The organism is Thioclava sp. (assembly GCF_048263065.1).
In the GTDB taxonomy this organism is placed as follows: domain Bacteria; phylum Pseudomonadota; class Alphaproteobacteria; order Rhodobacterales; family Rhodobacteraceae; genus Thioclava.
Genome location: NZ_JBLXEM010000004.1, coordinates 285768 through 306875, shown reverse-complemented (window position 1 = coordinate 306875; position 21108 = coordinate 285768). Strand labels below are relative to the sequence as shown.

17 protein-coding genes are annotated in these 21108 nt (G+C 59.2%); 8 read left to right on the top strand and 9 right to left on the bottom strand.

Going from position 1 to position 21108, the window contains the following annotated elements; translation table 11 throughout:
• The first annotated feature begins 133 nt into the window (after positions 1-133).
• The 6 genes from ACN0SD_RS08535 to ACN0SD_RS08510 all read left to right on the top strand — a co-directional run bounded on the left by ACN0SD_RS08535 (position 134) and on the right by ACN0SD_RS08510 (position 7707).
• Positions 134-1552, top strand: a complete 1419-nt coding sequence (locus tag ACN0SD_RS08535) for a cryptochrome/photolyase family protein (protein WP_417807806.1) — start codon at positions 134-136, stop codon at positions 1550-1552.
• 179 nt (positions 1553-1731) lie between these two features.
• The gene (locus ACN0SD_RS08530) at positions 1732-2169 is read left to right on the top strand and encodes a TrgA family protein (protein ID WP_417807805.1); all 438 of its coding nucleotides are present in this window, start codon (positions 1732-1734) and stop codon (positions 2167-2169) included.
• A 63-nt stretch (positions 2170-2232) separates the two neighbouring features.
• Positions 2233-3360 carry an NUDIX domain-containing protein gene (locus tag ACN0SD_RS08525; RefSeq protein WP_417807804.1) on the top strand — a complete coding sequence of 376 codons (1128 nt, stop codon included), beginning with the start codon at positions 2233-2235 and terminating at the stop codon, positions 3358-3360.
• A gap of 68 nt (positions 3361-3428) precedes the next feature.
• Positions 3429-4460: a cysteine synthase A gene (locus tag ACN0SD_RS08520; protein WP_417807822.1), complete on the top strand. Its 1032-nt coding sequence runs from the start codon at positions 3429-3431 to the stop codon at positions 4458-4460.
• On the top strand, positions 4457-6979 hold the full coding sequence (locus ACN0SD_RS08515) for a DUF3772 domain-containing protein (protein WP_417807803.1): 2523 nt from the start codon (positions 4457-4459) through the stop codon (positions 6977-6979). Before ACN0SD_RS08520 ends, ACN0SD_RS08515 begins: the two co-directional genes overlap by 4 nt.
• Complete coding sequence (locus ACN0SD_RS08510; protein WP_417807802.1) at positions 6979-7707, top strand: alanyl-tRNA editing protein; 729 nt, start codon at positions 6979-6981, stop codon at positions 7705-7707. The genes ACN0SD_RS08515 and ACN0SD_RS08510 overlap by 1 nt, the downstream gene beginning before the upstream one ends.
• Positions 7708-7812: 105 nt before the next feature.
• Here the strand turns inward: ACN0SD_RS08510 and ACN0SD_RS08505 are convergent, their stop codons facing one another.
• From ACN0SD_RS08505 to ACN0SD_RS08480, 6 genes are all read right to left on the bottom strand, one after another.
• Positions 7813-9147 (bottom strand): branched-chain amino acid ABC transporter permease, encoded by a 1335-nt coding sequence (locus tag ACN0SD_RS08505; RefSeq protein ID WP_417807801.1) that lies wholly within the window; start codon positions 9145-9147, stop codon positions 7813-7815.
• On the bottom strand, positions 9144-10151 hold the full coding sequence (locus tag ACN0SD_RS08500) for a branched-chain amino acid ABC transporter permease (protein ID WP_417807800.1): 1008 nt from the start codon (positions 10149-10151) through the stop codon (positions 9144-9146). Before ACN0SD_RS08500 ends, ACN0SD_RS08505 begins: the two co-directional genes overlap by 4 nt.
• Positions 10152-10154: 3 nt before the next feature.
• Positions 10155-10859 carry an ABC transporter ATP-binding protein gene (locus ACN0SD_RS08495; protein ID WP_417807799.1) on the bottom strand — a complete coding sequence of 235 codons (705 nt, stop codon included), beginning with the start codon at positions 10857-10859 and terminating at the stop codon, positions 10155-10157.
• Positions 10856-11716, bottom strand: coding sequence for an ABC transporter ATP-binding protein (locus ACN0SD_RS08490; protein WP_417807798.1), 861 nt, complete (start codon positions 11714-11716; stop codon positions 10856-10858). Before ACN0SD_RS08490 ends, ACN0SD_RS08495 begins: the two co-directional genes overlap by 4 nt.
• A gap of 105 nt (positions 11717-11821) precedes the next feature.
• On the bottom strand, positions 11822-13006 hold the full coding sequence (locus ACN0SD_RS08485; RefSeq protein ID WP_417807797.1) for an ABC transporter substrate-binding protein: 1185 nt from the start codon (positions 13004-13006) through the stop codon (positions 11822-11824).
• 196 nt (positions 13007-13202) lie between these two features.
• Positions 13203-14258 carry a GlxA family transcriptional regulator gene (locus ACN0SD_RS08480; protein WP_417807796.1) on the bottom strand — a complete coding sequence of 352 codons (1056 nt, stop codon included), beginning with the start codon at positions 14256-14258 and terminating at the stop codon, positions 13203-13205.
• A gap of 175 nt (positions 14259-14433) precedes the next feature.
• Here ACN0SD_RS08480 and ACN0SD_RS08475 point away from each other — a divergent pair, with 175 nt between their 5' ends.
• A complete protein-coding gene (locus ACN0SD_RS08475; protein ID WP_417807795.1) occupies positions 14434-15804 on the top strand; it encodes a class II 3-deoxy-7-phosphoheptulonate synthase in 1371 nt (456 codons plus the stop codon).
• Between the two features lie 297 nt (positions 15805-16101).
• Here the strand turns inward: ACN0SD_RS08475 and ACN0SD_RS08470 are convergent, their stop codons facing one another.
• Together ACN0SD_RS08470 and ACN0SD_RS08465 are read right to left on the bottom strand one after the other, a co-directional pair.
• Positions 16102-16593 (bottom strand): DUF805 domain-containing protein, encoded by a 492-nt coding sequence (locus ACN0SD_RS08470; RefSeq protein ID WP_417807794.1) that lies wholly within the window; start codon positions 16591-16593, stop codon positions 16102-16104.
• A 216-nt stretch (positions 16594-16809) separates the two neighbouring features.
• Entirely contained in the window at positions 16810-19284 is a 2475-nt protein-coding gene (locus ACN0SD_RS08465) for a penicillin acylase family protein (protein ID WP_417807793.1), read from the bottom strand.
• Positions 19285-19370: 86 nt separating this feature from the next.
• Here ACN0SD_RS08465 and ACN0SD_RS08460 point away from each other — a divergent pair, with 86 nt between their 5' ends.
• Positions 19371-20294, top strand: coding sequence for an NAD(P)-dependent oxidoreductase (locus tag ACN0SD_RS08460; RefSeq protein WP_417807792.1), 924 nt, complete (start codon positions 19371-19373; stop codon positions 20292-20294).
• Here ACN0SD_RS08460 and ACN0SD_RS08455 read toward each other — a convergent pair whose 3' ends face one another.
• Positions 20295-21062 carry a heparan-alpha-glucosaminide N-acetyltransferase gene (locus ACN0SD_RS08455; RefSeq protein ID WP_417807791.1) on the bottom strand — a complete coding sequence of 256 codons (768 nt, stop codon included), beginning with the start codon at positions 21060-21062 and terminating at the stop codon, positions 20295-20297. It abuts the gene before it with no gap.
• Positions 21063-21108 lie beyond the last annotated feature (46 nt).

The following is a 21108-nucleotide window of genomic DNA, read 5'->3' as shown; positions in this document are numbered from 1 at the left end:
CACCGCACGTTTGGTTCCTGATATGACGGGCGAGCGCAAGCTACGTCGCGCTTTTCGGAGCCACAAGAGGCGAAAAGTGAACCTTTCGCGCGCTTATGCGTATAAATTGAGCGGCTATAAATGCGAGGGATTGATGAGCGCGGATGTAACACTGCTTTGGCTCCGGCGGGATTTCCGCTTTTACGATCATCCTGCGATGGTTGTGGCGGCTGCAAACGGGTCGGCGGTGATCCCGGTCTTCATTTACGACGATCATGTTGAGACGTTGGGAGCTGCGCCAAAATGGCGTCTGGGTGAGGCCGTGGGCCATTTTGCCGACGCACTCGCGGAAAAAGGATCTCGCCTGATTTTGCGCAAAGGCGACCCGCTTGAAGTGTTGCGCGATTTGATCGCTCAAACCGGAGCGCGCGCGGTGCATTGGTCTCGCACTTATGATCCGGCCTCAATAGCGCGCGACAAGCGCGTAAAGGCGGCGTTGAAAGAGGACGGGATCACGGCCCAAAGCCACGCTGGTCATCTGCTGTTTGAGCCGTGGAGCGTGCAGACAGGCAAGGGAGAACCCTACAAAGTTTATTCTCCCTTTTGGCGCGCGGTGAAAGGCCGAGATATTGCCGTGCCACTAAAAACGGTGTCTGAACTTCGCGCTCCAAGTGTTTGGCCCAACAGTGAAAACCTGTCTAGTTGGCGAATGGGCGAGGCAATGAAGCGCGGCGCGGCAGTGGTGGCGAAATACGCCCATATCGGCGAGGATCGCGCGCAGGGTCGGCTGGCGGCTTTCCTGCGCGATCATATCGATCATTATAAAGAGCTGCGTGATTTCCCGTCTGCGGGCGCGACCTCGGGTCTGTCTGAAAACCTGACCTATGGCGAGATCTCCCCGCGCGCGATCTGGCATGCGGGCTGGCGTCACGTGCAAGAGGGCGCGGCGGGGGCCGAGCATTTCCTCAAGGAGCTGGTCTGGCGGGAATTTGCGTGCCATCTGCTCTATCATTTCCCCGATCTTGCCGATGCGAACTGGCGCAATGAATGGAACGGATTTCCATGGCGGCCCGACAATAAAGATGCCGAGGCGTGGCGGCGCGGCATGACGGGCGAACCGTTCGTAGATGCCGCGATGCGCGAGATGTATGTCACGGGAACGATGCACAATCGCGCGCGCATGATTGTGGCGTCATACCTGACCAAACATCTTATGACGGATTGGCGCGTCGGGCGGCGCTGGTTCGAAGACTGCCTGATCGACTGGGACCCGGCCAGCAATGCGATGAGCTGGCAATGGGTGGCAGGATCTGGGCCCGATGCCGCACCGTATTTCCGTGTCTTTAATCCTCGAACACAGCTTGAAAAATTCGATAAATCAAATGAATATCGTGAGAAGTTTATCTTTGAGGGGCAAGCGAACCCACCGCAATCGGCGCGCGATTTTTTTGACGCCATCCCACGCAGTTGGGGGCTGACGCCAGATCAAACCTATCCCTCACCAATCGCCGATCTCAAAGGCGGGCGAGAGCGTGCGCTGGCGGCCTACCAACGCCATCGCGACCCATCTTGAGCGACGGTTTCGGATCACCTCAGAGAAAAATCCATATCATTGTGTAATCGTTCGCAATTTTGCCGTAATTCTTCTTTAACTCTATAGGTCTATCGTATGCCCCAGCACCATTTTCGCTGGGTTAGGAGTATGTTATGCAACGCTTGGCCGTTCGAAATACAAAGATGCAGATACCGACCATGGCAAAATTTTTTGCCGCGATTTCGCTTGCGGGGACGGGCTTTTTTACTGCTAACGAAATTGTTCCTGCATTGCCCCAAGGAGTTGAAGGATCAGGTATTTTACCGCTGGTCGCGTCGTCCTTCGGGCTATTGCTGGGCTGGCGGGTCGTGGGTTTGGAGCCTGGGCGGCGCTGGATGAGCGCGCTTAGCGATGGTCTTCGCGGTGCGCTTTACATGATGGCGTGGAGCTATGCATTTCTTGGCGCGGCGCAGATGCTGAAACTGGCGGTGCGGATGCGCTATGATGATGCTGTTGAGGCGTTGGTCGACATCATCGGTCAGGGCGCAGCGATTGCGCAGGCATCGTTTGGCGTCAATGTTTTGCTTGTTTTGATCGGTGGTGCGGCCCTTTCCGGGGTGTCGTCAGAGTGGGCCTACCGCAAATACGGCCGCTAAAATCTTGACATTAGGGGGCATGCGCGCAGGGTGTCTCTCGAAATCAGGTCTTTGGGCAGTCCCTTGAGCATCCGCCATTTTTTCTACGGAACACTCTGTCATCCGCCGCTTTTGCGCGCGGTGATCGGGCGCGTTCCCGACATGTATCCAGCGGCGTTGGAGGGCTATCGCGCGCGTGAGTCGTGCCGTGATGGCGTGCCGCTTGGCTTTCCCGTGCTTGAGGCGCAGGCGGGGGCGACCGCGACGGGCCTTATCTGCACATTGACCACGCATGAGGCCGAGCGCATCGCGTGGTATGAGGCGGGTTACGCGCCTTACGATCTGACCGTGTCGCAAGGTGGCGCAGACGTGATGGCGCGGGTTTGGCTGCCCGGCGCGGGCCATTGGGATCTGGGCGCAGACTGGACGCTCGCGCACTGGCGCACGCAATGGGGCGCACTCAAAACCGAGGCGGCGGCGCAATTTATCCACGAGGCAGAGCAGATCGGGCCGGAGGCGGCCAACAGGCGCTATCATTCGATTTTAGTCAGTGCGGCGTCGAAACTGGCCGCGCAGGTGCAACCGATGCCGCAAACGTTACGGCGACAGGCGCAAGAGAGTGACATTAAGGTCGAATCACAATCTATTGGCTATAATGGATTTTTTCTTGTCGAAGACTACCGGCTGCGCCACCGACTGTTTGCCGGCGGTTACTCAGAGACGTTAGATCGCGCAGCCTTTATCTCAGGCGATGCGGCGGTTGTTCTGCCCTATGATGCGCGCCGCGACCGCGTTTTGTTGATTGAGCAGTTTCGCACTGGACCTTTCGCACGCGGAGAGGCGAACCCTTGGATGATCGAGGCCATTGCCGGGCGGATTGACCCCGGCGAAAGCCCCGAGCAAACCGCACATCGCGAAGCATTGGAAGAGGCCGGCATCACCCTTGATTGCCTAATCGAAGCGCCGCGTTTCTACCCGACGCCGGGGGCGAAAACTGAGTTCATTCATTGCTATATCGGCCTGACCGATCTGCCCGATGATGCAGGGCGACCGGGCGGGATGGAAGACGAGGGCGAGGATATCCGCCCCCATCTGGTGCCGTTTGATACCCTCATGGAGATGGTGCAAAGCGGCGAGGCAGGTAATGCGCCCCTTGTTGTGTTGGCGCTGTGGCTGGATCGGATGCGTGAGAGTTTGCGCGCCAAGGCTTGAGGTGGCGCGCGCGGCAGCCTAAGTCTGGGGACGATGCCCTGATGGGGCGCGCGACACTGGAGGATTTCATGCGCATTTGCGGCGATCTGGCAGCAGCGGTGGGCTACACCCCACTTATCAAGCTGAGAAAAGCGTCCGAAATGACGGGCTGCACGATTCTGGGCAAGGCAGAGTTCCTCAATCCCGGCCAGTCGGTCAAGGATCGCGCGGCGCTGTTCATCATCCGCGATGCGATCCAGCGCGGCGCATTGCAACCGGGCGGCACAATTGTCGAGGGCACGGCGGGCAATACCGGGATTGGCTTGGCGCTGGTGGGGGCCTCAATGGGGTTTCGCTCGGTCATCGTGATCCCCGAGACGCAAAGTCAGGAAAAGAAAGACATGCTGCGTCTTGCCGGGGCACAACTGGTCGAAGTGCCTGCCGCGCCTTATAAAAATCCGAATAATTTCGTGCGCTACTCTGAACGGCTTGCGGTCGAGCTGGCGCAAACCGACCCCAATGGCGCGGTCTGGGCCAACCAGTTCGACAACGTGGCCAACCGCCAAGCCCATATCGAAACCACCGGCCCCGAGATTTGGGAACAGACCGGCGGGCATGTGCATGGGTTTATCTGCTCGGTGGGGTCTGGGGGCACACTGGCAGGGATCGGGATGGCTCTGCAACCCAAGGGTGTGAAGGTCGCTCTGGCTGATCCCGATGGCGCAGCGCTGCACAGTTTTTACACCACGGGCGAGTTGAAATCCGAAGGCTCCTCGATTGCCGAGGGGATCGGGCAGGGGCGCATCACCGCCAATCTTGAGGGTTTCACCCCGGATATGAGTTACAACATACCCGATTCTGAAGCGCTGCCGATTGTCTTCGATCTGCTGAGTGAAGAAGGCCTGTGTCTTGGTGGCTCGTCGGGCATCAACGTGGCGGGCGCAATCCGCATGGCGCGCGAGATGGGGCCGGGCCATACTATCGTGACGATCCTGTGCGATTACGGCACGCGCTACCAGTCCAAGCTGTTCAACCCCGTCTTCCTGCACGAAAAAGGTCTGCCGGTTCCTGAATGGCTTGATGGCCCCGGGCGCGTTGTCCCCGAGGTATTCGCGCAATGATCTGGCGCTTTTTGCGGCTTTCTGCCTTGCTGCTACTGCTGGCGGTTCCGGCGCTGGCGCAAGATACGCAAAGTCCCGGTTACAAGGCGTTCGACACCGAGGCGACGCAGGTCGAATCGGCGGTGGCCGAAGGCAAGGTGCTGGATAGCAAACTGTCCGAGATGCGCGCTGAGATGGTCAAGTGGCGCTCGACCTTTACCAATGCGCAGGACGTGAACGCCGATCAGATCGCCACCGTAAAGAGCCAGATCGCAGCACTTGGCCCAACGCCTGCCGAAGGCGCAAGCGAAGATCCCGCGATCGCCAAGCGTCGCGATGAACTGAACGCATCGTTGACCAAATTGCAGGCGCCGGTCCTGTCGGCCACCGAAGCCGCCAGCCGCGCAGACAGCATCATTCGCAGTATCGACAAGCTGACGCGGGAGCGACAGGCTGACAAGCTGCTGCGACTGTCGCCCTCAGTGCTCAATCCTGCCAACTGGCCCGCAGCAGTAACGTTGTTTCGATGGATGAGCTCGTGGATCTACGACGAAACGCGATGGCGCTTTACCCAGCCGGTGAACTTCGATTCATTGCGCGACAACGCACCGCTGATCGCGGTCTTGGTGGTGCTGTCGATCGTCTTGCTGCTGAAAGGCGGGCGGTGGATGGCGCGGCTGACCGAGTGGTTGCTGAACAAGACGGCGATGCGCGGTCATTCGTTGATTTCAGGGCTCGTGTCGCTGGGCATGGTGGTGTTGCCGGTGCTGGGGGCCACAATGTTGGTCACGGCGGTCGACAGCACGTCGTTGTTCGGCCCGATCCTGACACAGCTTTACCATCTGCTGCCGATCATTTTGGCGATCGTGATGATGGCGTGGTGGCTGGGCGGACGGGTATTCCCGTCGCGCGATGGAGTCGAAAGCGCGCTATCGTTCAACGATGAGGGGCGTGCCGAAGGGCGATTTCAGGCGCTGATGCTGGGCATTGCGCTAGGGCTTCATGTGCTGGTGATTCGCTGGATTGCGCCGCGCGCCGAGAATTATCTGGGTGGCGCGGGTGATATCGGTTCGGACAAAGCGCAGGTTGTGGCCGAACGCGCCGATGCCGCTATGTCGATGCTATATGTCCCGCTGGAGATATTCGCCGCGCTTGTAATGTTCCGCTTGGCGCAACTCGTGCGTCGGCAGGTGCGTGCACGCAAGATTCAAAGTGACGACGACGCGTTCGCGCGCAAGCTGCTGCAGGGTCTGGCCAATGTGATGCTGGTGGTCGCGGTGGTTGCGCCGCTGCTAGGCGTGATCGGCTATGTCAGCGCAGCCGAGGCGCTGATCTGGCCAATGACGCTGACATTGGGGGTATTGGCGACGCTCGCAGTGGCACAAGCCTTCGTGGGCGATCTGTATGTAATCGTTTCGCGCTCGGAAGAGGCGCGCCGAGATTCCCTAGTGCCGGTGCTGGTGGGATTCGGGCTGATACTGGCCTCGGTGCCGGTGCTGGCGCTGGTCTGGGGCGCGCGGGTCAGCGACCTGGTCGAGCTCTGGACCTCGTTTCGTGCCGGCGTGTCGGTCGGTGGTGTGCGGATCTCTCCCACCGTTTTTCTGATGTTCGCGACAGTGTTCGTCGCTGGCTATGCGATGACGCGCGCGCTGCAAGGCGCGCTGCGCGCCTCGCTTTTGCCAAAAACCAAGATCGACAAGGGCGGTCAAAGCGCGATCATCTCGGGCGTTGGGTATATCGGGATTTTTCTGGCCGCAGTCATTGCGATTTCCTCGGCCGGGATTGACCTTAGCTCTCTGGCCATCGTCGCAGGTGCGCTTTCGGTCGGTGTTGGTTTTGGTCTGCAAACCATCGTGCAGAACTTCGTTTCCGGCATCATTTTGTTGATTGAGCGCCCGATCTCGGAGGGTGACTGGATCGAGGTTGGCACCCAGCAAGGTATCGTCAAGGCGATCACCGTGCGCTCAACGCGGATCGAGACCTTTGATCGCTCCGAGGTTATCGTGCCCAATGCAGATCTGATCTCGGGGCAGGTGACGAACTGGACACGCGCCAATGTCACGGGTCGGTTGATCGTGCCAGTGGGCGTGGCCTATGGCACCGATACGCGCAAGGTTGAGAAAATCTTGATTGAGGTCGCCGAAAATCAGCCGCTGATCATGATGAACCCCGAACCTTACGTGCTGTTTGTCGCGTTTGGCGCCTCGAGCTTGGACTTTGAAGTGCGCGCAATCCTGTCGGATGTGAATTTCAAGCTGCGCGTGATGAGCGAAATGAACCACGAGATCAACGCCCGCTTTGCCGAGGCCGGGATCGAAGTGCCGTTTCCCCAAAGCGATCTGTGGCTGCGCAACCCCGAAGTTCTGCGCGACGTCGGGCGCGGGGAACCGAGCGCACAGACGCCCGACAAGCCTGATGCGCAATCAGAGCCCGCCGCGCCGGCCGAAGCCATCACGCGCACTGATCTGGGCCGTCCAGCACCGGGCGAAGGCATTGAAGATATCGACGTGGATGGAGATGGTGATGGAGGAGCTCGCTAATGCCCCAACGGCAAAGCTACCGCATCCACCCCTACGCGCGCGATCTTGAGACGCGCGTGACGGGGCACACATCCGAGGGCGGCATTTACTGCGCGGACTCGATCTTTTACCCTACCGGAGGCGGGCAGCCCGGCGATAGCGGACGGCTGATCTGGGATGGCGGCGCGCTGGAAATCGCCACTGCGGTCAAAGGCGAACCCGATGCCCCCGGCGCGGTCGTTCTGGTGCCAGCCGAGCCCGCGCCGCTGCCTCCCGTTGGCACGCGCGTGCATCACGAACTCGACTGGGAGCGCCGCCACCGCCACATGCGCGTGCACACCGCGCTGCATTTGTTATCGGTTGCGATCCCCTATCCCGTGACGGGTGGGCAGATCGGCGTTGAACGGGGTCGGCTTGATTTCGACATGGCCGAAAAGCCCGACAATATCGAGGCGCTTGATGCGTTGTTGAATGGCTGGATCGAACAGGATTTACCCGTCAGCGAAAGCTGGATCACCGATGCGCAACTCGCCGCGCAGCCCGAATTGGTGAAAACCATGTCTGTCGCGCCACCCGTGGGACAAGGCTGGGTGCGCCTGATCGCGATCGGGTCCGAGAGCGCGCGGATTGATCTGCAACCTTGCGGCGGCACGCATGTCGCGACTTTGCGCGAAATAGGTGGCGTCAAGATCGGCAAAATCGAGAAAAAGGGCCGCCAGAACCGCCGGGTTTACCTGCATCTGACCTGACGCGCGCCGAAACATCGGGCAGGGCGGGCGCCCGCTTCCTCTTGATCGAAATATCCCGGGGGTGAATGGCGAAAGCCAGAGGGGGCAGCGCCCCCCTTTCTTGCGTTATTTCTCGGGCAACAACCCGCGCGGGCTAAAGCGCAGCACACCCAGCAAGATGATCCCCATCACCAGCATCCGCATATGGGCGGCAAAGTCGATCATATGCTCTTTGAACGGACCTGCGGGGAAGGGGCTGGCCAGTAGTGCCATCATGTCAGGCCCCCAATCGCCCGCCTTCACCCAGACATACCAGATCAACACACCGCCCAAGATCGACCCCCAGTTAGAGCCTGAACCGCCCACGATTACCATGACGAGAACGATAAACGTATAGCGCAGCGGGTTGTAGCTTGACGGGGTCATCTGACCATCGAGCGAGATCATCATCGCGCCCGCCAACCCGATCACTGCCGAGCCAAGCACGAAGATCTGCAAATGCCGACGGGTCACGTTTTTGCCCATCGCCGCGGCAGACACCTCATTGTCACGGATTGCGCGCATCATCCGCCCCCAAGGCGAACGCAGCGACATTTCGCTCAGCCAGATCAGCGCGAAAATTACGATCACGAATAGCAACAGGAAGGCCAGCTTCACGGTAATCGTCGAGCCAAGCGTCGGGTCGATCCCCCAAGCCTGCATCTTGGTGACAAAGGCATGGCTGTTTTGCAGATCAATCTCATAGGGCACGGGCCAAGGGCGCGGAATGCCGTTGACGTTAAGGACGCCACGATCCAGCCATTGCTCGTTCTTCAGCACAGCGACCACGATTTCCGCAATGCCCAGCGTCGCGATGGCCAGATAATCCGAGCGCAGCCCCAAAGCGATCTTGCCCACCAGCCACGCCGCACCCGCGGCCAGCAGCGCACCGACCGGCCAGCTTACGAGCGTCGGCAGGCCCAAGCCACCCAGATTGCCCGCCGCTGAAGGGTTGATCGCCTCAATCGCGTCAACCGACGGGTCAAAGACCCAACGAAAGGTGAAAAAGCCCGCGATCAGCACGCCCGTCACCGCTAGCCCGCGGATCTTGCCGCGCAAGTTGCGATAGAGCCAAACCGCGCCAAGCACCGCGATTGCGGCCACCGCGAAGGCTGCGAGAATACCAAAACCGCCCGCCTTGAACGCGCCGGGCGTGGGGGGCATCGAAATCAGCACCGGCGCCAGCCCGCCAAGCGCCACGAATCCCATGGCGCCTGCGTTAAACAGCCCCGCATAGCCCCATTGCATGTTCACGCCGAGCGCCATGATCGCGCTTAGCAACCCCATGTTGAGAATGCCCAACGCTGAGTTCCAGCCCGAGGTCATCCCCTCGAGCACGATCAGCCCCGCCATCAGGGCAAAGAACAAGGGAGCGCGCAAACGGCCACCCGCTGCTGCATCGGCTTGACGTGCGGTGCTCATACGATTTTCCCCTTGAAGAGGCCGGTCGGCTTAAAGATCAGGACGAGGATCAAAATGGTAAAGCTGACTGCGTATTTGTAATCGGTGGAGAGAAGCTGCACGAGCCCGTCCGGCTCCCAATTCGGGATCAGATAGGTGACGACCTTTTTCCACGCATAGGTGAGGCCGACTTCGGAAAATGAAATCACGAAACCGCCCGCGATGGCCCCCACGGGGCTGCCGATACCGCCCACGATGGCCGAGGCGAAAATCGGCAGCAATAGTTGGAAATAGGTGAAGGCTTTGAAGGATTTGTCCAGCCCGTAAAGCGTGCCCGCAATGGTCGCGAGCGCACCGGTGATGATCCAAGTGACAGCCACAACACGGTTCGGGTCGATGCCCGACAACAGCGCCAGATCCTCGTTGTCGGAAAACGCGCGCATGGATTTGCCTGTGCGTGTGCGCCCCAAAAACCAAAACAGCGCCCAGACCACTAACATAGCTGTAACCAAGGTAATAACTTGGGTAGAGCGCAGCGTAAGTGGTTCGGACATGCCCGTCATCTCGCGCCATTGCCGCGCGTTAATCACAAACCGCGCGCCGTCGGCGAAGTTGATCTGATCTACGCCAATCAGGAACCGCGTCAGCGCGTTCATGATGAACATCACCCCGACCGAGACCATGACCATCACCACCGGCGCGGCCTTCACCTTGCGGTAATACTGATACACCACCTTATCCGTGCCCAACATCAGCGCCGATGTAACGATGATGCCAAAGGGCAGGGCCAGCAGCGCCGTGGGCAGCGGGCCAAAGCTGATGCCCATCGCCTGAAAGCCCCAGGTGATCAGGATCGTGACCCCGGTGCCAAACGCCATCGTGTCGCCATGGGCAAAATTGGAGAACCGCAGGATCGAATACACCAGCGTGACCCCAAGCGCCCCCAGCGCTAGCTGCGCGCCGTAAGCTGTGGCAGGGATGATGACGTAATTGGTGATCGCGACCAGCGCGTTAAGGAAATCCATCACTCAGCCCCCCAAGAATGTGCGCCGAACTTCTGGGTCGGCCATCAGGGCCTTGCCAGTGTCGGTATATTTGTTTTCGCCTTGCACGAGGACATATCCTTTGTCTGCAATCTCAAGGGCTTGTCGGGCGTTTTGTTCGACCATCAAGATCGAGATGCCGCTGCGCGCGACCTCAATGATGCGGTCAAACAGCTCGTCCATCACGATGGGCGAGACTCCGGCTGTGGGCTCATCCAGCATTAATAGTTTCGGCTGCGTCATCAGCGCGCGTCCGACGGCGACCTGCTGGCGTTGCCCACCCGATAGCTCGCCCGCGTTCTGGCGGCGCTTGTCTTTCAGGATCGGGAACAGGGTAAACACCTGCTCCATCGTGACCTTGAAATCATCGTCGCGGATGAACGCGCCCATTTCGAGGTTTTCCTCGACGCTCATGGTTGGAAAGACGTTGTTGACTTGGGGCACAAACCCCATGCCCTTTTTCACGCGGTCTTGCGGGGACAGCGCGGTGATATCGACCCCGTCCAGCGTGACCCGGCCCTCACGCAGGTTGAGCATGCCAAACACGGCCTTCATCGCGGTCGATTTGCCCGCGCCATTGGGGCCTACGATCACCGCGATTTCACCCTTTTCGACGGTCAGGGTGCAGCTGTGCAAAATGTCGGCCTTGCCATAGCCGCCAGTCATATCGCGCGCTTCAAGATAGCTCATGACTCGCCCCCTTTGCCCGCTTCATCGCCAAGTCCGGGCTGGGCACCGTGATCTTCGCGTTGCGCGTGTTCTTTGACTTCCTCGGCCTTGACCTTGTTCTTAAGGCCGGTGCCAAGATAAGCCTCAATCACTGCCTCGTTTTCCATGATGTGATCGGCAGAGCCCTGCGCCAGAACGCGCCCTTCGGCCATCACGATCACCGGATCACACAGCCGCCCGATGAAATCCATATCATGTTCAATGACGCAAAACGTATAGCCGCGTTCCTTGTTCAGGCGCACAATTGCATCGCCAATCGTGTTAAGCAGGGTGCGGTTCACGCCTGCGCCGACCTCGTCGAGAAACACGATTTTTGCCTCGACCATCATTGTGCGGCCCAGTTCCAGCAGCTTTTTCTGCCCGCCAGAAAGGTTACCCGCCTTTTCATCGCGCAAATGGGAAATCGTCAGAAATTCAAGAACTTCGTCGGATTTCTTCATCAACGTGGCTTCGTTTTCACGAATTTTCTTGCGCGCAAACCAAGTGTTCCACAGCGTCTCACCGGGTTGACCGGCGGGCACCATCATCAGGTTCTCGCGCACAGTCAGCGAGGGAAATTCATGCGCGATCTGAAAGGTGCGCAGCAGCCCCTTGTGAAATAGCTCATGCGGTTTGAGGCCAGTGATATCCTCGCCATCCATCGTGACACGGCCAGCGGTGGGTTCATGAACCCCGGCTATCACGTTGAAAAGGGTGGATTTTCCGGCACCGTTCGGGCCGATCAAGCCGGTAATCGAGCCGGTCTCGATACTCAGGCTAGCGTCGTCGACGGCACGAAAGCCGCCAAAGGATTTGACGAGATTTTCAACCCGGATCATAGGGTCCCCTGAAGCCATGCGACCACCTTAAGATTGTGCCGCAAGATATTGTTATAATTGAAAACAGCCCGGATCGCTCCGGGCTGTTTTAGTGTGAGTGGCCGATCAGCGGTATTTCACCGTTTCGATTTTGCCATCCTTGATCACGACTTCGCGGAAGGTCCCCGCAGCTTCGCCATTGCCGATCATGTTGACGGCCGTAGCGCCTTCATAATCAATCGGCTTGCCTTCCTTAATGAGATCCAGCGCCTTGCCCAGCTCGCCGGGATAAATCTTTTCGCCCGGGCCGTTGGCGATCTCCATGATCTTGTCTTTGTAGACCTTGGGATCGGTGGAATCTGCCGCCTGCATCGCCAGCAGCATCAGCGCAGCGCCATCGTAGGAACCGCCCGAATAGGCCGAGGAGCCATCAAAGCCAGCCGCTTCTGCCATGCCAAGATAGGTCTGCATACCCTGACCTTCGGAATCCGGGAGCTGCCCGAAGGAGCCGTTGATTTCGGGTCCGAAGTTGTCTTCAAGCGCTTGGCTAACCATGCCATCGGGGAATACGAAGGTCGAGAACGCGCCGGTATCAAGTGCGCCGCGCAAGATGCCCGAGCCGCCCTGATCTACATAGCCCGCGATCACCAGCGCATCGCCACCTGCCGACGCCAGCGAGCCGACTTCAGCCGAATAATCGCCCTTGCCGTCTTCATGTGCCGCCGAGATCGTGACCTTGCCGCCCTTGGCGGTGTAGGCTTTCTCGAAGCTGTCGGCGAGACCCTTGCCGTAGTCGTTATTGGTATAGGTCAACGCCACCGATTTGATGCCTTTTTCAAGGATCTCATCAGCCATCACATCACCTTGACGCGCATCTGAGGGCGCGGTGCGGAAGAACAGACCATCATCGGGCAGGGTCGACAGCGCCGGCGAGGTCGCCGAGGGCGAGATCATTACCATGCCGTTGGGCATCGCGACGTTTTGCAGCACTGCCGTGGTCGCGCCCGAGCACATCGCGCCCAAGATGCCGCGCACCTTGTCAGACGTCACCAGCGTTTCGCCCGCTGCCGTAGCGGCCGCCGCGTCGATACAGGTCGAGTCGCCCTCGATCGGGGTCACGGTATCTCCACCCAGCAGCTTGCCGGAATCCGAGACTTCCTTCATCGCCATTTCGGCGCCTTTTGCCATGCCCGGCGCAAGCGATTCCAACGGGCCGGTAAAGCCCAGCAGAACACCCATCTTCACGTCATCGGCAAAAGCGCCGGTCGCGCCAAAAGCGATCGCGGCAGAGGCCAGAAGAATTTTTTTCATTTATTCACTCCCATGTTGAACTCGCGTTCTAGCGCGAGATTAGTGCGCGGCTGTGTAAAAGGAAACACCACGGATGACGCGAAGTCATGGAAATTCGGACCAAAAGGTCAAGCACCAATCGCACTGTCGTAACGCCAACTTGGGTGTTTGTGCATTTTTGTGAGGTGCAAACGCGGGTATGCGGGCGCGCTGTGCGTTAATGATCAGTCTCTGGCGCGGCGCCCAGATCGCCGCCGCCCGATGTGCCGCGTTCGCGGTAGGGCGTGGTTTGGTAATGCGCACGGTAACATTTAGAGAAATGCGAGGGCGAGGCAAAGCCGCACGCCATCGCCACGTTGATCACGCTCATCTCGGTTTGCATCAACAGATTGCGCGCCTTTTGCAGCCTTAGCTCCATATAATAGCGCTTGGGCGAGCGGTTCAGGTAGCGACGAAACAGTCGTTCCAACTGGCGCGCGGACATTCCGACATCGGCGGCCAATGTGGCGGGGCTGATTGGCTCTTCGATATTGGCCTCCATCTGGCCGATCACCTGCGCCAGTTTCGGGTGGCGCACGCCGATACGCGTCGGAATCGAGAGGCGTTGAGAATCGCGATCGGTGCGGATCGAGGAATGAATCATCTGATCGGCCACGGTATTGGCCAGTTGCTCGCCGTGATCTGTCGCGATCAGACGCAGCATTAAATCAATCGAGGCGGTGCCGCCCGCTGTGCTCAGGCGATTGCCATCAATCACAAACACGCTGCGGGTCAGTTCGACATCGGGGAAATCCTCGCCGAACGCATCGGTGTTTTCCCAATGGATCGTGGTGCGCCGCCCATCCAGCAACCCCGCCTCCGCCAGCGCCCAAGCGCCGGTGCACAGCCCCCCCATCGCGGCCCCGCGCCTTGCCTCGCGCCGCAGCCAGTTCAGCACCGGCTTGGTGATCGCCTCGGCCACGTCAATGCCGCCACAAACCAGCACCGTGGAATCGCGCGCCAGTTCCTCCAGCCCGATATCGGTGCGAAACACCGTGCCGTTTGAACAGGTTACATCGCGATTACCTTCGCTGACGAGTTGCCAATCATACAGCGTGCAGCCCGATACCTGATTGGCCAATCGCAGCGGTTCAATCGCGCTGGCAAAGGCCATCATCGTAAAGCGATCAAGCAGTAAGAACGCAAAGCTGCGCTTGACGCGATCTTTCTCCAGCCGGACCGAGCCCTGCGACGGTGCGGGGCGGCGATGCAGACGAGAGGGGGTTTGGGGCATGGTGATGTCTCGGATCTTGGGTCTGGTTCCCAGCGTGCACCGGAAATCTGCCCCCCCGCAAGAGCCAGTCTGTCAAGTGCGTGCCGATTGCACGCGCGCATTTTCGGGTTTGTCCTTGTGCGACGGCACCGCTATAAGCGCGGTCGAACAGAAAAATCACGCTTTGGAGGATCAGATGGGCAAGGGTTGGAGCAAATCGGACTGGCGCGCAAAACCGCGGGTTCAGATGCCTGACTACCCTGATGCCGCAGCACTAAGCGCGGTTGAGGGCACCCTGTCACGCATGCCCCCGTTGGTCTTTGCCGGTGAGGCGCGCCGTCTTAAGGCCGATCTGGCCAAAGCCGCGACCGGTGAGGCGTTCTTGTTGCAAGGGGGCGATTGCGCCGAAAGCTTTAGCGAGTTTTCCGCTGACAATATTCGCGACACGTTCAAGGTCATGCTGCAAATGGCGGTGGTGCTGACGTGGGGTGCGAAAGTGCCGGTGATCAAGGTGGGCCGGATGGCGGGGCAATTTGCCAAGCCGCGCTCGGCCCCGACAGAAATGATCGGCGGCGTCGAATATCCCAGCTATCGCGGCGATATCATCAATGGCTTTGAGGCCACGATGGAGACGCGCCAGCCCGACCCGAACCGGATGTTGCAGGCCTACACGCAGGCGGCGGCCTCGCTGAACCTGCTGCGCGCATTCTCGACGGGGGGATTCGCCGATATCCACCGCGTCCAAAGCTGGATCGCAGGCTTCGCCGATGCTGATGAGGCCGAGAAATATCGCAAGGTGGCCGATCAAATCTCTGAGGCGATGGAGTTCATGCGCGCCGCTGGCGTGACCTCGGAAACCGCGCATGAATTGGGCGCGGTCGAGTTCTACACCAGCCATGAGGCGCTGTTGCTGGAATATGAAGAGGCGCTGTGCCGCATCGATTCCACCACCGGCCTGCCCATCGCTGGCACCGGTCACATGCTGTGGATCGGCGATCGCACGCGCCAGCCCGATGGCGCGCATGTCGAGTTCTGCCGCGGTGTGCAAAACCCGATCGGTCTGAAATGTGGTCCCTCGACGACCGAGGATGACCTCAAGGTGCTGATGGCCAAGCTGAACCCGGAAAACGAGGCGGGCCGCCTGACCCTGATCGCACGTTTTGGCGCGGGCAAGGTCGGCGATCATCTGCCCCGTTTGATCCGCACGGTCGAGTCCGAGGGTGCCAATGTCGTGTGGTCCTGCGATGCGATGCATGGCAACACGATCAAATCGGCGAGCGGCTTTAAGACCCGCCCGTTTGACTCGGTGCTGCGCGAAGTGCGCGAGTTTTTCGCGATCCACAAGGCCGAGGGCACGATCCCCGGCGGTGTGCATTTCGAAATGACCGGCAAGGACGTGACCGAATGCACCGGCGGCGTGCGCGCTGTGACCGACGAGGATCTGTCCTCGCGCTATCACACCGCTTGCGACCCGCGCCTGAACGCCTCGCAATCGCTGGAACTGGCGTTCTTGGTGGCCGAAGAGCTGCAAGACCGCCGGAAACTGGCAAAAGCTGCCTCGCAGTAAGGCGCTGCGAAAAAGGCTCGAGATGCGGTGGATGCCGCATTGCGGGGCTTGCAACACGATAAGGCCCCGGCGTTTTACCGGGGCCTTTAGTTTGAGGGCTGGGGTTGCACGGGGTGCAACGGATGATGGCTATCTTGTAAGGACCAAAAACGTTCAACAATGGTTGAGTTTTGAACGGAGTTTTGGTGGCATCAAACGGGGTGGTTCACGCAACCTTCAAAAACGAGGGTTTTTGAACGCTCTCAGAACTCGTCAATGTAGATGGAATAGCCTCGCACGAAAAAAACATTCGCACCACTAGCAGCCTTCATTTGGGTTCGGGCCGAACTTGTTAGAAGACCGTTCAGATGGAACTAACAGTTGTCCTATCGTCGGACCGAGGAACATAAACGCTAGAAAAATCGTGATTCCGATAATAGGAAGATATAAAAAACCAAAAACTATAATTGCGATGAAAATGTTTGCGGCTGAAAGGGCCGTAACACCCAGCATTGATATCATTGGTATTCCAAAGAAAATGACTGCGGAAAAAAAGATATCTTTCCCGTCTTCTCCTGTGTCCTGTAAGCGCCGTGAGCCAGCCGCCCATACTGGTATTAGCAAGAAAAACGCAAAGACGTATTTCGTGTACCAGTTTAACGAAATGATTATCGGTAGGAGGCCCCAAGTGGCCGTGATTGCAAACGCAATCCCTACTGGGAAAAACCACCAAAACTCTGAGCGTGAGCTGCGGCCTGAAAAAATGAAAGATTTTCTAATACAAATCTTGATGGCTTGTGATGGCCTCATAAAAACGTCCTGACGAGCGTTTGAAAATAATTTAAGTGCTTCTATGCAGTCAAACAAAGGTAGCGCAGTACTAGCGCTTATCATAGTTCTTTTAAGATTAACGGAACGTCAGAAAAGTTCCAAGAAACAACCGTTTGCTGAACGACTTTCGCCAACCCCGACTGCCTCACCGACTACCCATTCAAACCACGTTCGCCACGCCGCACCCAAACCGCCCTATTCCTTGGCCGTTTGCGGAATTAGATGCGTCGTGCCCACAGCCGCTGCACGCGCCAGTGCGGGGTCCAGCGACATCGGAATATACTCGCCCGAGCGCCAGAGTTCGGACAGATCATCGTAATGGCTGCTCAGCGGATGGCCCGATTGTCCGGTTGAGATGATAAACACCGAGGAATCGGGATCGGCGAAATCAAGCACTTCGCGGTAGCCCGCCGCATGAACATTGGCGAACGCATCCGGCCCGTCGCCGCCCCGCGTTTTGCCGCGCATCAAGGTGAAATCGCCGCCCGAGGTCGATTGGCGGATATTGACGAACCACTTCAGCCCCGGAACCTTGCCCAACACCGGGTGATCCTGCTCGGCAATATGCACATCCCCCCAGCGCCAGCTTTCGACATTGGGGCCGTATTTTTTGCTCAGGTCCAGCAGCGCGGCATCGAGCGACTGGCGCGCGATGTCGGTGCAGGTCTCTTTCGGAGCGGACTGGAGGATATCGCACCAGCGGCTTGCCCCATCGGTATTGCGAAACACGCGTTCGATGAAATCCGGTTCGAGATGGTCGAACTTTTTCGCCAGCGGCCCCAGCTCGTCGCGGATCAGCCGGGTCTGTAACTCGCGCATCCAAGCGGCGTAGATCAGCGGCTCGGGCAGGTGTTCAGACATTTCGCCATCCCAGCTTGCGAGCAGTTCCAGCGCGCGTTGGCGTTGGCGTTCCGGCGTGCCATCGGGGGCCGGATCGCCGGTGAACCACAGGTTCGCGCCCACCAGCGGCAGCAGACCACGCGCGGCGGGGCTGACGGTGTCAAGCTGGGCTGCGATAAAGCTGTCGCGCGAATGCACCTCACGCTCACCCAGAAGTTTGCTCAGGCGCTGGATGCGCTGCGTATCGCCCCAATGAAAGCTGACATTATAGGGGAAGGGACGATCCACCGTCTTGTTATTGGTGTTCAGCACTATCCCGCCTTTGGGGTCGATGAATTGCGGATTGTCCTTGAACGGCAGATAGCCTTGCCAGCGGTTTTGCGGCTCCCATCCGGGGCTTGGCATGCGCCCCTGCGTGACATTGGCCGGGTCGCGCAGCGGAATGCGTCCTGCGGTCATTAGCGCCACACCCGTTTTGTCCGCCATGGTGATGTTTTGCGCAGGCACCACGACCTCGGACGCGGCTTTAACCCCGTCGGCAATCGAGTGCGCGCGCATCAACGCCATCGCGCCCGACATTGACGTGTCATGCGAATCAAACGCGGTCCATGCCAGCGAGACCACCGAATTGGGCGGGGTTACAGTCGCCAGATCAAAATGGCTGCCCGGCAGCACCGGGCCGTTATCCGTCCAGCGCAGGGTGATCGTGACAGGCTTGGCATCCTTGACGTTGATGATCACGCGCTTGGAGCGGAATTTCTTAAAACCATCGGGCGTGCGATATTGCGTAGGATCTTTGGGATCGAGCTGTTCAATATAAAGATCCTGATCGTCGACATAGGCCGTGGTTAGCCCCCAGCCGAGATCCTTGTTGCGCCCCGACAGCACCAGCGGCATCCCCGGTATCGTGCCGCCAATCACGCCACCGCCTTGCAGTTGCAACCGCGCCAGATACCAGATCGAGGGGGCCGTCAGCCCCAAATGCGGATCATTGGCCAACAGCGAACCGCCAGCCGCCGAGCGATCGGGCGCTGCCGCCCAAGCGTTCGAGGCCCCCGCCATGCCGCGTTCGGGGAAGGGCGAAAATGGGCCTTCGCTTGCGTTACTCGCGGTCTGGATCCCGCGCGGCATGCTCTGGAACAGGCTGGCATAGGCGGGCAGGGTGGCCACCGCCTGCTGGGGGTCATCTGGCATGATATCGTTCACCCAGCCTTGCCCCAGCATCGAGACCCGCGCGCGCAGCACCTCGTCTTGCAACTGGCTCGATAGCTGCACCGCCATAAGTTTCAAGATCGCCAGCGAATCCGCAGGGGTCCAATAGCTGATCTTGGCGTCAAACAAAAAGAACTCGGGCGCACCACGCCCCATTGCGCCTTTATTGACGATCTCGATCCATTGATTGATGCCACGCGCATAGGCCTCAAGTGCGGCCTTGGTGTAGTCATCTTGCGCCGAAACCGACGACACAGCGGCATCGTATAGCCCCAGCCGCCGCATCAGCTCATCCGTCTTGAGCGTCTTTGTGCCAAACATTTCGGACAATCGACCCTGAACCGTGCGCCGCAGCAGCAACATCTGCCACAACCGATCCTGCGCATGTGCCAGCCCCAATGCGAAAAACATATCCGGGTCGTCTTGGCCAAAGATATGGGGCACGTCCTCGGTGTTGCGCACGATCTCGACCGGTGCTTGTAGCCCTTCGACCTTATAGGTGGCGTTGTAATCGGGCAGCGACCGCGAGGCGAAGAACCACACGAGCGCGCCCATCAGGAAGATGCCTATGATTGCCGCCAGAACCAGCCGCACGCCCCATCGAAATGCCTTATACATCGCGCCTCACGTTCCCTTTGTCGAGCGCTTTGGTTGACGCCCCCGTTGCGCGCGTTACTAGATGAGCGCGACACTACAATCAACGCATGAGCGCCATTCAACGGATTTGTGCGCAGCTTACAGCAAGGGAGAGCAAGATGGCGAAACTGGCATTTCTGGGTCTTGGGGTAATGGGCTATCCGATGGCGGGGCATCTGCAAGGCGCGGGCCATCAGGTCACGGTTTACAATCGCACGGCGGCTAAGGCGGCGGATTGGGTCGCGCAACATGGCGGCGCAAGTGCCCCAACCCCGCGCGAGGCCGCGCAGGGCGCGGATTTTGTGATGTCCTGCGTGGGCAATGACGATGACCTGCGAGTGGTCTGTCTGGGTAAGGATGGCGCGTTCAAGGGTATGAAAACGGGCGCGGTGTTCGTCGATCACACTACCGTTTCAGCGGCTGTGACGCGCGAACTTTGTAAAGAGGCCAAGGGTCATGGCGTGTCTTTTGTCGACGCGCCGATCTCTGGCGGGCAGGCAGGGGCGGAAAACGGCCAGCTCTCGGTGATGTGCGGCGGCGAGCAAGCCGCCTATGACAAGGCCGAGCCGGTGATCGCCGCCTATGCCAAAATTTGTCGTCGTTTGGGCGACAGTGGCGCAGGTCAGGTCACCAAGATGTGCAACCAGATCGCGATTGCAGGGCTGGTGCAGGGGCTTTCGGAAAGCCTCCATTTTGCCGAGAAGGCCGGGCTCGATATTGCCGATGTGGTCGAGGTGATCAGCCAAGGCGCTGCCGGATCGTGGCAGATGTCCAACCGCTATCAAACGATGGCCGAAGATAAGTTCGATCACGGTTTTGCGGTGGATTGGATGCGCAAGGATCTCAAAATCTGCCTGCAAACCGGCGACGAAATTGGCGCAAGCCTGCCGATCACCGCGCTTGTCGATCAGTTTTACAAAGAGGTTCAGGCGATGGGCGGGGCACGTTGGGACACGTCGTCGCTGATCGCGCGGCTGCGCAAGCTTGATTGATTAACCCAGCAGTTGGTAGGCGACCCAAGTCGCGCCAAACAGCATTGGCTGGTGGATCAGATAAATCGGCAAACTGTGGCGCCCGGCAAAAAGCGCCACACGCATAGCGCGCCCGCGCGTTCCGATTTGATAGCGCGGCGCGCGCGCAAGCCAACCTGCGCGCGCCGCCAGTTTCGCCAGTGCCATCCCCCATAAAAACGGCGCAAGCCACGGCAAAACGGGTTCGAAATCAATCGAAGGGCGCCACTGTGTCGATAGCCCCAGCCACCACAGGGCAGGGTGGTTGAACGCGGGGCTGGCGTAATCGAGATGGATCCATAGGATCGCGATCCCCAGTGCCGCAAGCGCTGCCCAAGGCAGGCGCAGCAAAAGCACTCCAATCACCGAGCTTACGGCGATGGAATGCAAGATACCGTAATAGATAAAGACGCTGGGCATCATCAAATAGGTCGCGATGCTGACCAGTGCCGCCGCAGCGATCAGCTTGGCCAGACGGTTCAGGAACGGGCGCAAACGCAGCCCGCGCCCATGCGCGAGAACCAGACTAATCCCCGCGAGAAACACGAAGCTGCCCGCAACTGCGCGCCCAAACGCCTCCCATCCCGGCGTAAAGATGGTGCCCGGCGCGACAAAGCCGAAATTTTGCAAATCAAAGGTGAAATGGAAAATCGCCATCCCGATGAGCGCAATCGCACGCGCCAAATCGGGAAAAAGAAGCCGCATTTTGGGCGCGCTTTGGTCGGGGGAAACGTGGGGTGCCTGTGTCATACGCCCCTCATTGCGCCCCTGTGCGCATCGGTCAAGACACAAGATA

Excerpts from the sequence above, each read along its gene's own strand:
- ACN0SD_RS08535 (WP_417807806.1), top strand. The coding sequence starts at position 134 with ATGAGCGCGGATGTAACACTGCTTTGGCTCCGGCGGGATTTCCGCTTT.
- ACN0SD_RS08530 (WP_417807805.1), top strand. The coding sequence starts at position 1,732 with ATGGCAAAATTTTTTGCCGCGATTTCGCTTGCGGGGACGGGCTTTTTT.
- ACN0SD_RS08520 (WP_417807822.1), top strand. The coding sequence starts at position 3,429 with ATGCGCATTTGCGGCGATCTGGCAGCAGCGGTGGGCTACACCCCACTT.
- ACN0SD_RS08515 (WP_417807803.1), top strand. The coding sequence starts at position 4,457 with ATGATCTGGCGCTTTTTGCGGCTTTCTGCCTTGCTGCTACTGCTGGCG.
- ACN0SD_RS08510 (WP_417807802.1), top strand. The coding sequence starts at position 6,979 with ATGCCCCAACGGCAAAGCTACCGCATCCACCCCTACGCGCGCGATCTT.
- ACN0SD_RS08505 (WP_417807801.1), bottom strand. The coding sequence starts at position 9,147 with ATGAGCACCGCACGTCAAGCCGATGCAGCAGCGGGTGGCCGTTTGCGC.
- ACN0SD_RS08500 (WP_417807800.1), bottom strand. The coding sequence starts at position 10,151 with ATGGATTTCCTTAACGCGCTGGTCGCGATCACCAATTACGTCATCATC.
- ACN0SD_RS08495 (WP_417807799.1), bottom strand. The coding sequence starts at position 10,859 with ATGAGCTATCTTGAAGCGCGCGATATGACTGGCGGCTATGGCAAGGCC.
- ACN0SD_RS08490 (WP_417807798.1), bottom strand. The coding sequence starts at position 11,716 with ATGATCCGGGTTGAAAATCTCGTCAAATCCTTTGGCGGCTTTCGTGCC.
- ACN0SD_RS08485 (WP_417807797.1), bottom strand. The coding sequence starts at position 13,006 with ATGAAAAAAATTCTTCTGGCCTCTGCCGCGATCGCTTTTGGCGCGACC.
- ACN0SD_RS08480 (WP_417807796.1), bottom strand. The coding sequence starts at position 14,258 with ATGCCCCAAACCCCCTCTCGTCTGCATCGCCGCCCCGCACCGTCGCAG.
- ACN0SD_RS08475 (WP_417807795.1), top strand. The coding sequence starts at position 14,434 with ATGGGCAAGGGTTGGAGCAAATCGGACTGGCGCGCAAAACCGCGGGTT.
- ACN0SD_RS08470 (WP_417807794.1), bottom strand. The coding sequence starts at position 16,593 with ATGAGGCCATCACAAGCCATCAAGATTTGTATTAGAAAATCTTTCATT.
- ACN0SD_RS08465 (WP_417807793.1), bottom strand. The coding sequence starts at position 19,284 with ATGTATAAGGCATTTCGATGGGGCGTGCGGCTGGTTCTGGCGGCAATC.
- ACN0SD_RS08460 (WP_417807792.1), top strand. The coding sequence starts at position 19,371 with ATGAGCGCCATTCAACGGATTTGTGCGCAGCTTACAGCAAGGGAGAGC.
- ACN0SD_RS08455 (WP_417807791.1), bottom strand. The coding sequence starts at position 21,062 with ATGACACAGGCACCCCACGTTTCCCCCGACCAAAGCGCGCCCAAAATG.